This is a genomic window from Shimazuella sp. NTD247 (genome assembly GCF_059510415.1).
The window spans coordinates 152,581-166,590 of record NZ_JCAJZU010000004.1; the positions used below are offsets into that span (position 1 = coordinate 152,581).

At 39.8% G+C, this 14,010-nt stretch carries 17 protein-coding genes and 1 riboswitch; of the genes, 6 read left to right on the top strand and 11 right to left on the bottom strand.

The annotated features are described in order from the left end of the window. Positions 1-84 precede the first annotated feature (84 nt). The 7 genes from AC5WOC_RS11460 to AC5WOC_RS11490 form a co-directional block, all read right to left on the bottom strand. Positions 85-447: a hypothetical protein gene (locus AC5WOC_RS11460; RefSeq protein ID WP_496055552.1), complete on the bottom strand. Its 363-nt coding sequence runs from the start codon at positions 445-447 to the stop codon at positions 85-87. Positions 448-525: 78 nt separating this feature from the next. Continuing rightward, positions 526-1,416 (bottom strand): aKG-HExxH-type peptide beta-hydroxylase, encoded by an 891-nt coding sequence (locus AC5WOC_RS11465; RefSeq protein ID WP_496055553.1) that lies wholly within the window; start codon positions 1,414-1,416, stop codon positions 526-528. Between the two features lie 64 nt (positions 1,417-1,480). Then, entirely contained in the window at positions 1,481-1,609 is a 129-nt protein-coding gene (locus AC5WOC_RS11470) for a hypothetical protein (protein ID WP_496055554.1), read from the bottom strand. 81 nt (positions 1,610-1,690) lie between these two features. After that, positions 1,691-2,269 (bottom strand): ECF transporter S component, encoded by a 579-nt coding sequence (locus AC5WOC_RS11475; protein ID WP_496055555.1) that lies wholly within the window; start codon positions 2,267-2,269, stop codon positions 1,691-1,693. A gap of 163 nt (positions 2,270-2,432) precedes the next feature. Next, a riboswitch (FMN riboswitch) is annotated at positions 2,433-2,582 on the bottom strand. A gap of 232 nt (positions 2,583-2,814) precedes the next feature. Beyond that, positions 2,815-3,099 (bottom strand): hypothetical protein, encoded by a 285-nt coding sequence (locus AC5WOC_RS11480; protein ID WP_496055556.1) that lies wholly within the window; start codon positions 3,097-3,099, stop codon positions 2,815-2,817. 84 nt (positions 3,100-3,183) lie between these two features. After that, complete coding sequence (locus AC5WOC_RS11485) at positions 3,184-5,739, bottom strand: YfhO family protein (RefSeq protein ID WP_496055557.1); 2,556 nt, start codon at positions 5,737-5,739, stop codon at positions 3,184-3,186. 183 nt (positions 5,740-5,922) lie between these two features. Beyond that, positions 5,923-6,063 (bottom strand): hypothetical protein, encoded by a 141-nt coding sequence (locus AC5WOC_RS11490; protein WP_496055558.1) that lies wholly within the window; start codon positions 6,061-6,063, stop codon positions 5,923-5,925. Between the two features lie 262 nt (positions 6,064-6,325). Between AC5WOC_RS11490 and AC5WOC_RS11495 the strand changes: the two genes are divergently transcribed. Next, positions 6,326-6,631 carry a cytochrome C oxidase subunit IV family protein gene (locus tag AC5WOC_RS11495; RefSeq protein WP_496055559.1) on the top strand — a complete coding sequence of 102 codons (306 nt, stop codon included), beginning with the start codon at positions 6,326-6,328 and terminating at the stop codon, positions 6,629-6,631. A 69-nt stretch (positions 6,632-6,700) separates the two neighbouring features. On the opposite strand, the gene AC5WOC_RS11500 is transcribed toward AC5WOC_RS11495, so the two are convergent. From AC5WOC_RS11500 to AC5WOC_RS11510, 3 genes are all read right to left on the bottom strand, one after another. Next, on the bottom strand, positions 6,701-6,916 hold the full coding sequence (locus tag AC5WOC_RS11500; RefSeq protein WP_496055560.1) for a hypothetical protein: 216 nt from the start codon (positions 6,914-6,916) through the stop codon (positions 6,701-6,703). Between the two features lie 235 nt (positions 6,917-7,151). Next, positions 7,152-7,430 (bottom strand): hypothetical protein, encoded by a 279-nt coding sequence (locus AC5WOC_RS11505; protein ID WP_496055561.1) that lies wholly within the window; start codon positions 7,428-7,430, stop codon positions 7,152-7,154. 250 nt (positions 7,431-7,680) lie between these two features. Next, positions 7,681-8,601 (bottom strand): ketopantoate reductase family protein, encoded by a 921-nt coding sequence (locus tag AC5WOC_RS11510; protein WP_496055562.1) that lies wholly within the window; start codon positions 8,599-8,601, stop codon positions 7,681-7,683. Positions 8,602-8,897: 296 nt separating this feature from the next. Between AC5WOC_RS11510 and AC5WOC_RS11515 the strand changes: the two genes are divergently transcribed. From AC5WOC_RS11515 to rho, 5 genes are all read left to right on the top strand, one after another. Beyond that, positions 8,898-9,263, top strand: coding sequence for a response regulator (locus AC5WOC_RS11515; RefSeq protein WP_496055838.1), 366 nt, complete (start codon positions 8,898-8,900; stop codon positions 9,261-9,263). 247 nt (positions 9,264-9,510) lie between these two features. Continuing rightward, the gene (gene fba, locus AC5WOC_RS11520; protein ID WP_496055839.1) at positions 9,511-10,365 is read left to right on the top strand and encodes a class II fructose-1,6-bisphosphate aldolase; all 855 of its coding nucleotides are present in this window, start codon (positions 9,511-9,513) and stop codon (positions 10,363-10,365) included. A gap of 26 nt (positions 10,366-10,391) precedes the next feature. Beyond that, positions 10,392-11,033 carry a fructose-6-phosphate aldolase gene (gene fsa, locus AC5WOC_RS11525; protein WP_496055563.1) on the top strand — a complete coding sequence of 214 codons (642 nt, stop codon included), beginning with the start codon at positions 10,392-10,394 and terminating at the stop codon, positions 11,031-11,033. Positions 11,034-11,173: 140 nt separating this feature from the next. Next, positions 11,174-12,142, top strand: coding sequence for a class II fructose-bisphosphatase (glpX, locus tag AC5WOC_RS11530; RefSeq protein ID WP_496055564.1), 969 nt, complete (start codon positions 11,174-11,176; stop codon positions 12,140-12,142). A 23-nt stretch (positions 12,143-12,165) separates the two neighbouring features. Continuing rightward, a complete protein-coding gene (rho, locus tag AC5WOC_RS11535; protein WP_496055565.1) occupies positions 12,166-13,434 on the top strand; it encodes a transcription termination factor Rho in 1,269 nt (422 codons plus the stop codon). A 63-nt stretch (positions 13,435-13,497) separates the two neighbouring features. Here rho and AC5WOC_RS11540 read toward each other — a convergent pair whose 3' ends face one another. Further along, complete coding sequence (locus tag AC5WOC_RS11540; RefSeq protein WP_496055566.1) at positions 13,498-13,863, bottom strand: hypothetical protein; 366 nt, start codon at positions 13,861-13,863, stop codon at positions 13,498-13,500. Between the last annotated feature and the right edge of the window lie 147 nt (positions 13,864-14,010).

Consider the following 14,010-nt stretch of genomic DNA (forward strand, 5'->3'; position numbering starts at 1 on the left):
TGTCAAATTTGTTGATTTCGGGCTTCGGTTTTAGCAAGTCCACTCTTTATGAGTGAACCACTGCTAAAACCGAAGTTCCCACCCTCAGGCGGCCTGGGAGAACTCCTGCACTGCCTCATCGATCATACGCTGCGCCTTGCGCTTGGCGTCCTCCAGGAAGGCGATCGTCTCCTTGGCAGTCACCTTGCTGGTCCTGCCGTAGATGACCTTGGCCTTCTTCTGCTCCTGATCGCGGAAGTACTTGACCGCCTCGACGATCTTCGCCATCAGCTCAGGCTCACTGGGCTGATATGAAGGCTTGACATTCTCGACGGTGACACCATACATCATCGTCTTGCTTCCGGTCTTGCCCATCACAAGGACGGGGTTGATCTTGATCGTCGCCAGCAGGACGAGAGGGGTCTCCTTCTTGGAGGTGTTCTGAACGGATCGCTTGTTGCGTGCCATGGTCGGCTCCTAGGGTGCATCAGGTGGTGGTTGATTAATTTTATTATACATAATTTTGAGATAAATAAAAATGGCTGCTTATTCAGGAAACACAGCAAGTACCAATTCTTTTAACTTTGGAGAGTTGATGTCTGCTAAGATTTTATCCAGTGAATCTTTGACAAACAAAAGATCTTTTTTCTCTTTCTCTGCGCGGGAATGGTGTACTTCGCTATTTTCTGCCTCTGCTAGTCGTTTATAAAACAAATAGACATGTGAAAATGCCCATACTCCATGTAAAACACCATACGCAGGCCGATTGGTTTGTCTCCAAGGGGACCAGTATAAATCATCGGGCATTTTTATAGCCAATGCTTCTAAGTAATAATTGAGGAGGGAATGTGCAGATTCATGGACAATTGATTCAGCATAGGCGAGGGTATTATCTGACCAATCGGTGTAAATAATTCCTTGAATTTGCGTTGAGTAGGCAGTGATGTCATTATCATCTGTTCGATGGTTCATATTAACCACTACACTGCCGGCCTGTTCAACTAGCGGCAGAAAATTTGTTTTCTCAATCATTTTCCAGCTTTCATGCAAATAATCCGTTGATACTGCCTGAAATCCTCTTTCTAGTGATTTTTCGGTCAATAGGATGATATCTTTTTTCTTTTCTTCATAAAATGGAGGTCTTGAACTGCAATGTTTTATATCCAAAAGAAGCCATGATTTATCTGTATAGGTAAAAGATGATCTTTTCCCTTTGATTAAATGATCCCAAAAAGAGAGTGCTTGTTGAATGGTGGTGAAATCTTTTTTCTTCGAGCTATGTAAACAGAGAAAAAACACATATTTTAACAGAGAAAACTCCCAGTTTATAGGAAAATGATTGTCACGCCGTCTAAAAGTATGGCTCAATTTTTCTAAAGAGGCATACATCCCCTCTGTTTTTTGTTGTTTCCATGGAAGGACGATTTCATTGTACATATCTTCACTCCTTATAGAAAAAAGGGAACAATGTCAGCCATAGTTCCCTTAAAAATTTTATAGATTATTTGGATTCTGGTCGAGTTCTACCTACATTATCAATCGTTAATTCGATAAAACTTGGATCGATATTGTCCAATTTCTTTTCTTCTACTTCTTGTTGAAAGGCATCTACATTCAATTCTTTTTCCATCTCAAAACAGCTCCTTTATATTTTGAATAGAAAAATAGCTCACTATTCAAAATATAAACGAAAATATATAAAAATACAATGTTATCTTTTTGATTGTAAGGATATGATTGGAAATAGTTTTTGATAAAGCGGTATAAAAAGTACACCAATGAGAATTCCTTTTAGTAAGTTAAAAGGAGCAACGCCATAAAATACAAGCATATTTTTTGTTTCTCCGGTTATTGTCCAATTAATCAAATAACTGTATAACGGAAAGATAACATAGTAGTTGGCAATTGTAAGCAAGATCGTCATCAAAACCGTTGCGATGGATGTACCGATGATCATGCCTTTGATCCCTGTTATTTTTTTACTGATCCATACAGAAGTTATTACAAATAGACTTCCAGCGAGAAAGTTTGCGATTTGTCCAAGTGGAATCGCACCTGTTTCACTGCCGGATAATAAAAAATGCAGGGTGTTTTTTAATAACTCAATGATTACACCTGACAAAGGCCCAAATAGAAATGCACCGATTAGGGCAGGAACTTCACTGAAATCAATCTTTAGAAAAGATGGAAACAGTGGCAATGGAAAGTTGAGATACTGCATGAGTAGTGCAATTGCTGTTAAAACAGACAATAGGACCAGCTTACGTGTTTGTGAGGAAGATTTACTCACAGAAAACATCTCCTTTTTTAGCTGGTTCCTGGGGCGTAAAAAACCCCCAAAAGCGTTTGCTCTCGGGGGTTGTAGTCATGATAAATAGGCTTTTTTAGTAATAGCCAAAAAAGCACATCGAAACAGAACAAGAGAAAATCTATCTTTTTTCTTGTTGCGTTCCTTTATCCTTCTCCCATCCAGACTATACTGTCGGCTTCGGAATTACACCGAATCCACCGCTCTGGCATTTGCCAGCTCGGGTCACGGACTGAGGTTTGTTTGATTAACCATCACCGCCGGTCGGGATTTTCACCCTGCCCCGAAGGATACCATATGAAGTTTATACTTTTTTATTATATATCGGAATACTTTTTTGTCAATGTCATGAATAATTCAGGGATAGAAGATCATCTTCTACAAAATTTTGATCGATCCTACCGAGTTGACCAATTCCTCCTTTTTGCAAAGAAGGTATAAAATAGATTTGGCATTTTGGGTGCTCTGGCAACATTTATCGTAGCTGCCAGAGCTGGAATATTCCAAATGAAAGTTACATCAGGGATTTAGCTCAAACGCTTGACTGTACAAATGTCCTCTCCGTTTTTACCCTTCAGCGTTTTCTGTTCAGATGGCTCTAGATCAAGTATTGTATCTACAGAACCACCGCGAGGATTGCTATCAAGAACAATATCTACACCCAGTACAGAAATCCTAATCTGGTAGTCACCAACGACGGCAAGCTGAGTACCAGGAACCTTATTTTTGAGGATATTTTCTCTCTTGATTTTCAAATGGCAGTCGATCTCCCACTTTTTGCGGAGTACGGGTTCAAGCGTGAGCTTAGGCATCGTAAAATCCCTTCCATTAGAGGAGAGCTGATTATTCAGCCTAAGCTTATTATAATAGATAGTCTATTTTATTCACACATACATTTACGATGTTACAGGAGTACTCCTCTTTTTTATCAACCATCCACATAAACAACAAACAATAAGCGATAAAAGTCCAATGACAACCCCTACCCATAATCCTGGAGGTATGTATGTACATGCTACATTTTGTGTGTTTTTATCAAGCGGAATACTTATTAGTCCCATAAAACTTCGAATTCCAATGGTTGAATGGTTTGCTTTACAAGTCCAGCCAGGTGCTGTCGGAATGGAAAATACAGCAGAACCTGTACTTCCTTTTGGGAGAGCAGCGCGAATGCTGTGTCCAGCTATTTCTACTTTGGTGGCTCCTGTTTTTTGTAGTTTTGTTACCGCTTGATTTAATTTTTTCGGATCAAGACATCCAATTGGATGTCGATCAAAGTCGCCGACTTTATCTGTTTTAATTATTACATGAACTTCTCCAGATGATGGTGTTTTCCCAAGATTCATCATCGGCGCTAAGTATGCTTTATGTGAGCCTAATATATGCTGTGCCGGTTGTCCTTGTAATTTGGCAGTTCCATATAAGTAAGGAGTATACAAATAGACAGTGGAACTAGGCTGGCATTTGGTTCGCAGGAAATAGGTACCCATTTGATGGTTTTTTTGTTCTGGAATAAGATATCCTGCCTTGGTCACTCCCAAAGGTGTAGTGCCATTTGCCTCTGATGCCTTTGGAGCGGGACGATCATATACTTTGCTCCCTAGCAGTTGTTCTTGATTGAAGAAAACATCATTTTTTTTATTCTTTGGTGTATTTGTATGAACTGTTACAAGCGATGGAACGCTATGTTTTTGGACTTGTACCTGCATTTTGCCATTATCCGATGGGATTGAAATAATTCTCGTTCCAATGGAAAAGATGGCATCTGTTACTTCATTATTTAAGCTGAGGATTCCTCGTCCCCATCGATCCCATCCAAACCCTAGATCTGTAAGCATTTTCGTAGTGGAAGCCATTGTTAGACTGCTATAGTAGACAGCCCCTTGCCCACCAAGAAGCCAAGGATCATTTTTGGTAATAAAATTTGTTCCTGTATCTGTACGATATATAGGAAAATGCTTATTTTTTGCTACGGCCGTCCTCATCTGATCATGCCAAGCACCCCATTCCGGGCTGGAAGTGAATCTTGCATAACGAATTTCATCGATTTTTACAGAAGAAACTATCGATTCTCCTAAAAATACAAGTGTCAACATAATACTTGCGATCCCGCAGAGCCAAAATAATTTTTGTTCTGCTTGTATATATTTCAAACATACAAGTGCAATGATTGTTACGAATGCTGCGATTGCCACAATCGGAATGGTAATTGGTGTGATCAACGGGCTATTGCGAGTAAAGACAATCAATAGTGTAAATAAAATACTAGCACCGACAAGAGAAATGCCATTGATTTTCTTACTATCGTGTATTGCTGACCAACTGAGCATTGTCAGTATGCCGCAAAAAATAAAAGCTTCCCGAAATGAACTTCCATTTGGAGCTGCAAAAGCATGCCAAAATAATTGCGTTGGGTTCCATTGAAAGGATAAGAGTACCAATAAGGCCGTTAAACACCAGATGAATCGGGTTCGAATGGAAATCGAAGTTTGAAAGATGAAAATCAAAGCAAGCAGAAGGGAAGGCGTACCAATAAAGATACTAGGGCTGAGTCCGATCCCTTCTGTTATTGGGAACAATCGGGAGAAAAGATGTGTCCATGGTACTGCTTCAAATGGCTTTGTCGAAGTAGGCTGTGCTATTTTCGTCGCTTTTAATATAGGGTAAATAAAAGGCATCGCCAGTCCAACGCCGAGCCCTAACATCAATGCGCCACGCAAAAGGGACAGACTGTGCTGTTTGCGTGCGGCTTTTTCCGTAAACATACGAATGAGAATAACAATAATCGCACCAATGGTAGCCATATAAGCAGTATAAAAATTTGCTATCCAAGCAATTGCTACAAGCGCGGTTCCAAAATAAAAGCGTTTTTGCTGCATTGCCCATTGTCCAACCAAACAAATGAGCGGAAAGGCAATAAGTCCATCGAGCCACATCGTTACATATGCAGCGTCATCAATTGCCCAGCCGCATAATCCATAAGATGCTCCGAGTAGTCCAGCAAAAAGCCAGGATCCTCGTTTCCATGAAGCTAAATAATATGCCATCATCGCTCCTGCTGTTGCTAACTTGAGTACAGTGATCACATAAACAGCGAGATTGACCTGTGCTCTGGGAAAGAAATATACCAACAGCGAAAACGGGCTGCTCAAATAAGTGACAAAATCAGCATAAAAACCAGTGCCGAATGCGCTGCGCCAGTTATAAAATAAATCTCCTTCTGCTCTTCCGTGTAATAAGTCCCAATAGTATGTATGTGCAGGAACAAACTGATTACCCAGATCATTGACACTTCGTGTGATATCACCAAATGGAAAAGAGCCGCGCATTATTCCGCTGAGACACATGGAGAGAATGATGAGACAAAATGCGAATATGACAGCATAACTCTTTTGTTCACTTAACCACCAGATTGCTTTTTGATCACAATGTTTCGTTCTATCAGATGACATACGTTGCTCCTATTCCCATTATCAATTTTTAATTAAAGAAAATAACCCCTAGTATTGGGGTTATTTGTTTCACTACAAAATCTATTATAATTTGCGTTTCAAATTTTTCAATCATTAGGCGGGCAGTCAAATCGGCTTGGATTGACTGCCCATAGAGAGAAATAACAGTTGGTGACAATTAATTTACTGTTCCTCTTCTGTATTATCATCCGGAATCGGCTGGTTAGGAGGACGCATTGGTTCCAGTCGAATCCTCAGGTCCCTACCAGTTTCTTTCTTGTATTTTTTTGCCAATTCCTCCAGTTCAGAAGGCAAGGCAGTCATGGCGCTTCCTCTCTTTAGCGTGGTAATGTCAAAAAGTATTATACATAAAAAATGGGAAGTTAACCATCTTTTTAATTTAAAAATTTTGTAAATGTTGAGTTAATCTATGGATAGATTTATTGCCTTTGCAATGTTGCCTGAAGAGGAATAATTAAAGCTGCCTTGTATCATTTTTGTATTCAAATTGGAATGTGCAAAAAAATAAAAGATTCAGTATAATAAAAGCAAGCGCTTCCAACTGACTCGTGGGAGGGGGTAGAAAGTGGAACCATCGTTAAATAAACAGTCCTCTGTACCGGTGAAAAAAACACGATCAACCTCGCGTTTTCTTTGGTCATTTATGTGGATGGTATTGTTTACAGCACTTTCGTTTTATTTAGTGGCATATCCTCATTTCACCTTTACCACAACATTTTGGATTATATTAGGAGCGGCAGTTGTCCAAGTTTTTCTTCAGCTATTTACGTTTATGCATCTCAATGAGAAGGGGCATACCATACCAATTATCTTTATGGGATTGGGTTTGTTGATTGCGGCTGTCTCTGTTGTAGGAATTTTGTTGATGTAGGGAATATTCGTGAAGGATACAGATTAATCTGTATCCTGTTTGTCTGCCTTTTGGACTTTGTGTACAAAGTTAAAGGCTGCGCTGAATTTCTTTGGCTTTCTGGACATCCCCGTCCCGAAGAGCATACCGAAGACGGTTCAGCTTTTGGTCACTATTATCAATTTCGTGAATAATTTCAGGGGACTCCATCTTCCGATAGATGGATAGAATTTCATCTTGTGCTCTCACAGGATCATCCAGATTGACTTTCTTAATAGCGGTGATAAATTCCTTTACGGTTGCCATCAGTTATCTCTTTTCTCTTGAAAAACAGAGGGTGCTTCCCTCTAGTTTGATTATACCAACGTAGTGCTGGTTTTCGAAATATTTTTCCTCAAATATATGAAGTATGTAATGTGTGCTGGAAGAGGGCTGATAGCATAGGCTATTCAATTGGGATGAGCATCGTGGAGATTTTGTTGATAGCGGTTAAAATTAGTGCAGGAGACAGGATAACCTGCCTCCTGCATTTGGCACTTATTTACTTATCATCGTTTTCTTCATCGTTGTCGTCATCGCCATGGAGAAGATTCTGATATAGTTTTGCCCTAGCAGGGTCTCCATCTTCAAGTGCCTCTTCGAATTTGTCAAACATCGAGCGACGCAATGGATCGTGAGCGAGTTCCTCCTCTACATCCTCACCTTTTTCTAGATTTAGAAGATCAAGCTCTTGACGAGCTGCACCTGTACTGCTTACGTCAATCTCTTCCACATCATCGAGATACTCTTCATAGCGATCGTTATCGCGATCGTCACTCATTTGAAAATCCTTTCTATTCACAAGAGGAATATTTTTTCCTCTATTTTTAGTATAGCATAAAAATTTTGATTGATTTTTGGTGGGAACTTTCAGTCTCTTAAAGATAGATCGGGGTTTACTGTATTGCGGTGATCATTGTTTTGAAAATTATAATGAGAGTCTGAAAACCAAAAGCAGGAGACATCTTGAATGTCTCCTGCGAATTCGCTGTTATGATTTGGTTATTTTTCACGAAGAAAATGGTTAGAACCTAGTTTGTTTCTTTGGATGTTTGGTAGATCGAAAGCGTACTGTAAATGGTTTGCAATATGGGAGTGTCCAAATCATCTGGTGCTAACTCCAAAAGGGTCCGATGAAAATGGTCAGTTTCAATTGGCAGGCCTTTTTCCATATCACGAAGCATCGAGGACTTCATGCCGTCAGGCAGCGTGCGAACACGACCGATTGTTTGCTCCCAAACGTCAGCATCCAACGAAGGTTCTTGATATTTGCCTATCGTGCAAATTTCATGTAAAAGACGCTCATATATTTGTGGACCGCCGGGAGAGTGCATGATGGGGCCGATACTGCTGCGAGTGAGGCAAGTCATTCCTGCCATTGCACTGATAAAAATGTATTTTTTCCAGATATCATTTTGGATATTGTCACTTGAGACGAATTCAAGGTTTGCTCCAGTAAATAATTGTTCGATTCTTTTGATGCGCTCGGTTTTTTCATGGTTAAACTCACCAAAGACAACCCGGTGATTGACGCTATAGTGTTCCACCTCACCTTGCGTATTTAAAGTGGATTCAATAAAACATAAACCGCCAATAACTTTTTCTGTACCAAAATAGTTTTTCAAAACATCAAAATGAGCAATTCCATTTAAGAGTGGAAGAATAGTACTATTTTCAGCCACATAGGGCGTAATCGTCGGTAATACATCTTCTAAATGGTACGCTTTCGTCGTTAAAAGGATGAGATCAAATGGCTCTTTTTTCTCACCAGCTACGAAGGTGTTCACTGGTAAGGAAGTATCCCCTTTTACACTATGTAGGACAAGCCCTTTGGCATGCAATTGTTTCTGTCGATGTTCCCTGACTAGGAAAGTTACATCTGCTCCTTTTTCAACCAATCTACCACCAAAGTAACCGCCTACAGCTCCAGCGCCAATAACCAAAACTCGCATGAAATTCACCTCTTATTTTCCAATAGTGTTTCTTTTATTGTACACAATCTGTAAAGAGACGCTTACAAGAAGAATAATTGTATAATAGGAAATGATAAATATTATACAATTTTCTGGCTATTTTTCTTCGAATATACAATATTTAGTGTATACTTTTATTTTAATTCATTATTTTTTTCGATTAGTAAAATATCATCTATCGAAAAAGCAGGAAAAATATGTACATATAAGGAAAGTTTAAAAATGATCATAATGTGAAAACGGAGAAGCTGAAAAAGGAGGCCTGGAAAATGCAGATGAGCCCGAAAAAGGTACTTGTGGTGGATGATCAATTTGGAATTCGTATTTTAATTAAAGAAGTCTTCTCCAAAGATAATTTGGTAGTCTTTCAGGCAGCTAATGGCAAACAAGCTTTGGATATCATTTCTTTGGAAGATCCTGATTTGATTTTGTTAGATATGAAGATGCCTGGTATGGATGGATTAGAATTATTACGTAGACTACAATTGGTATCTTGCCGCTCCAAAGTGATTATGATGACTGCATACGGAGAATTAGATATGCTTGATGAAGCTACAAAATTAGGAGCACTTGCACATTTTACCAAGCCGTTTGACATTGAGGAATTGCGATCAGAAGTGATTCGCCAACTCGTTTCCTGAAAAAGTGTAATTTATTACCAATATACTAGGAGAACATTTATTTTATATAAATGATTATTTTCCTAAGAAGGAAAGGTTATATATAGAAACCGACAGGTGATTTTTTTGAAATTTCTTCCAAAACAGAGGCAGGATTTCCCCAAGAACTTTGACCTGAGCCTATAAATTATAATAAAATAGATAAAGTCCTAGCCGACCTTTGGGGGTTGGCTTTTTGGTGATTACATATAATAAAGGAGTAATGAGAATGCCACTTGTCTCCATGAATGAATTTCTGCCTAGAGCAAAAAAGGAAAAGTTTGCAGTTGGTCAGTTTAACATGAATAATTTGGAGTTTGTCCAAGCAATCGCAGCAGCTGCGAAAGAAGAGCAGTCTCCATTTATTTTTGGTGCTAGTGAAGGTGCTATCCGATACATGGGAATCAAAAATGTAGTTGCATTGGCCCGTATCGCTGCAGAGGAATCTGGGGTACCAGTAGCACTTCATCTCGATCATGGTAGTAGCTTTGAAGTCGTTATGCAGTGTATTCGTGAAGGTTTTTCTTCCGTTATGTTCGATGGTTCTCATTATCCACTTGAAGAAAATATTCGCCTGACCAAACAAGTGGTAGCAGCTGCACATGCAGTTGGTATTTCCGTTGAAGGGGAATTAGGTACGATCGGTGGAGTCGAAGACGATCTCAACGTTGCGGATGAAGATGCATCGATTGCTAATCCAAAGGAAGCCATTCGCTTCTGGCAAGAAACAAGAGTAGATGCAATGGCGATTGCTGTTGGTACCGCTCATGGAATGTATAAAGGGGAACCAAAAATTCATTACGAAATTATTGAAGAAGTAAGCCAGTCGATTGAGGCGCCAATTGTTTTGCATGGTGGATCTGGTGTACCAGATGAATCGATTCAAAAAGCAATATCTTTTGGGGCGGCAAAAATCAATGTAAACACCGAAAACCAAGTCGCAAGTGCTGGAGTAGTAAGAGAATTGTTGACCACAAAACCCGACATGATAGATCCACGCAAATACTTAGGACCAGCTAGAGAAGCGATCAAAGAAGTGGTTCGAGGAAAAATGCGTCTTTTTGGAAGTTCTCACAAAGCGTAAATTTAACATAAGAAAGGAAAGTTCTGATGAAAATTTTCTTAGATACAGCACATGTTGATGAAGTGAAAAAAGTAGTTCCACTTGGGATTGTTTCAGGTGTAACCACAAATCCATCGCTGATTGCAAAATCAGGAAGAGTTTTTGAAGATGTTTTAAAAGAACTTACAACAATGGTTGAAGGCTCCATTAGCGCTGAAGTGATGAGTCCGGATGCTCAAGGAATGATTGAAGAAGGGGAAAAATTGGCAGCAATTGCACCACAGATCACTATTAAATGTCCGATGACATGGGATGGACTCCAAGCAGTTCACCACTTTTCCCAAAAAGGAATAAAAACGAATGTTACTCTTATTTTCTCTGTCAACCAAGCTCTAATCGCCGCTCGTGCTGGCGCGACTTATGTCAGTCCATTTGTTGGTCGTTTGGATGACATCGGAGAAGAAGGTATATTCTTGATTGAGCAGGTAGCTGAGTTATTCAATACTCATTCCCTTCCAACGCAAATTATCGCCGCAAGTATCCGCCATCCAATGCATGTGACTCAAGCTGCGCTTGCTGGTGCTCACATTGCTACGATGCCATACAATGTTGTAAAAACACTTGTAGAACATCCTTTAACCGCACAAGGAATTGCAAAATTCGAAGCCGATTGGAAAAGTCGTAATTAATCAAAAGGCTTGGTACAACAAGTGCCAAGCCGAATTTTTTTCTCAAACTGACAGAAAAAAAAGAGGTTTTCTAAGAATCGATTATTCCAAATTTCCGCCGCTTGTGTTACCTTACAAAGAAGAAGAAGGAGTTGAAGCAATTGGAACGAAGTTTAACGATGGAGCTTGTACGTGTTACAGAAGCCGCTGCCATTGCTTCTGGTAGATGGATGGGTTTTGGCAAAAAGAATGAAGCAGATGATGCCGCGACGACTGCAATGAGAAAAGTATTTGATACTATTCACATGAAGGGAACAGTTGTGATCGGTGAAGGGGAGATGGATGAAGCCCCTATGCTTTATATTGGGGAAAAACTAGGGACAGGTTTAGAGCCCAGAGTAGATGTGGCTGTTGACCCACTTGAAGGAACCAATATTGTTGCAAGTGGTGCTTGGAATGCACTAGCTATTATCGCTATTGCAGATGAAGGTTGTTTGTTACATGCACCAGATATGTACATGGACAAAATTGCTGTTGGTCCAAAAGCAGTAGGTCTCGTTGACTTGGATGCATCTGTAGAAGACAATTTAAAAGCAGTAGCAAGAGCAAACGGAAAAGATGTGGAAGATTTAGTTGCAGCATTATTAAATCGGCCCCGCCATGCAAAGTTGATTGAAGAGATCCGCAAAGCAGGCGCTCGAATTAAGTTGATTACAGATGGGGACGTTGCAGCTGCGATAAACACTGGATTCCCTGATACTGGTGTCGATATTTTGTTTGGATCAGGTGGAGCACCAGAAGGAGTTTTAGCTGCTGTTGCACTGAAATGTTTGGGTGGAGATTTTCAAGGTAGATTATTACCGGAAAATGAAGAACAAAGACAACGCTGTATTCAGATGGGAATAGCAGATCCTTCTCGTATTTTGCGAATGGAAGATATTGTAAAAGGTGACGATGCTATTTTTGCTGCCACTGGTGTTACAGATGGAGAACTACTAAAAGGAGTTCGATACAAAGGTAACATTGCTACGACACAGTCATTGGTTATGCGGGCAAAAACTGGTACAGTAAGATTTATCGATGGAACCCATCGTCTAGAAAAGAAACCGGACTTGGTCTTAGGAACCTAAGCCTGAAAAAGTGGTGAAATGAATTGGATTATACGATTAGTGAATTGGAAAACCAGAAGCTCACAGAGCTTTACAAACTGGCCAAGCGTTATCAAATTCCATACTATGGTCAGATGAAAAAGAAAGAACTTATTTTTTCTATTTTAAAGGCCCATGCAGAAAAAGATGGATTTTTCTTCATGGAGGGTGTACTAGATATTTTATCAGAAGGCTATGGATTTCTTCGACCAATTAACTTTTTGCCTTCATCAGAAGATATATACATCTCAGCCTCTCAGATTCGTCGATTTGATTTGCGTGCAGGTGACTTAGTATCAGGAAAAGTTAGACCGCCTAAAGAAAACGAGCGTTACTATGGATTGTTACATGTAGAAGCTGTCAATGGTGCTGATCCCGAAACTGCTGGTGAAAGACTTCACTTTGCTGGACTTACCCCACTCTATCCACAAGAGAGATTACTACTAGAAACCGCACCACACAAAACATCCACTCGAATCATGGACTTGATAGCTCCCGTTGGACTCGGCCAGCGTGGTTTAATTGTTGCACAGCCAAAAGCTGGGAAAACTATGTTACTAAAAGAAATTGCCAATAGTATTTCTGAAAACAGACCAGATATAGAGCTGTTTGTTTTGTTAATTGATGAACGTCCTGAAGAAGTTACAGATATGCAGCGTTCGGTCAAAGGAGAGGTCGTTAGTTCTACTTTTGATGAATTGCCAGAAAATCATATAAAAGTAGCCGAATTGGTTTTAGAACGTGCCCAGCGATTAGTAGAACACAAACGAGATGTGGTTATATTACTAGATAGTATTACAAGATTGGCTCGTGCTTACAATCTGGTAATTCCACCGAGCGGCAGAACATTATCTGGTGGTATTGATCCGGCTGCTTTCCACCGTCCAAAACGATTCTTTGGTGCTGCTCGTAACATTGAAGAAGGTGGTAGTTTAACAATATTGGCTACTGCTTTAGTAGATACAGGTTCTCGTATGGATGATGTGATCTATGAAGAGTTCAAAGGAACAGGTAATTTAGAACTTCACTTGGATCGCAAATTGGCAGAGAGAAGGATATTTCCTGCTATTGATATTCGTAAGTCTGGAACAAGACGTGAAGAGTTGTTGCTGACAAAAGATGAACTGGACAAATTATGGTCTATTCGCAAAGGATTGAGTGATAACCACGATTTCACAGATGCTTTTCTACGTAAACTGAAGAATAGCAAAAATAATCAAGAATTTTTAGCCTCACTAGAGTCCCGTCCTGCCGAACGAAAAAAAGCCCATTAAATTCATCAAAACCCCTGTTCTGATCCCCTACTGAGAATTAGAACAAGGGGTTTTGTCATTAAATTATAAACAACGATTACAATTATTCGTGGTAAAGGAATCAATCAGTACCCAATTTCGTCCTAGGCGATTAGTGCATCGTCTCCCTCTAGTTTGACATACTCTTCGTATTCTGCCAGAGTTACGGTGGCGATACACACAGCATCGTACATTTCTTCTTACAGGGTTACCGACTCGACGGAACTGATCTGGTCCAAAAAATCCTTGCCCAAATCGTTCTCTTTGAAATTGATCTGGTCCAAATTGGCGTTGAGCTAAATTCGAGTAATGATCAAACGTATGGAAATCTAAGTCTCCCTCAAAGTCATCGTAATCATCGTCATCAAATTCAATGTCAAAAGTATTCAAATACTCATCCATGTAATCCATATAAATCCTCCTTTTATTCGTGAAACCAATTTTCTTTCGTCCTTGCTTTCAAACAAATGACTAGCAAAGACTCTTTAACTAGTTATGCAAATGTGTATTTGGTTGTTTGGACAAGTGCCCAACTTTTTTCAAAATCCGATAAGATAA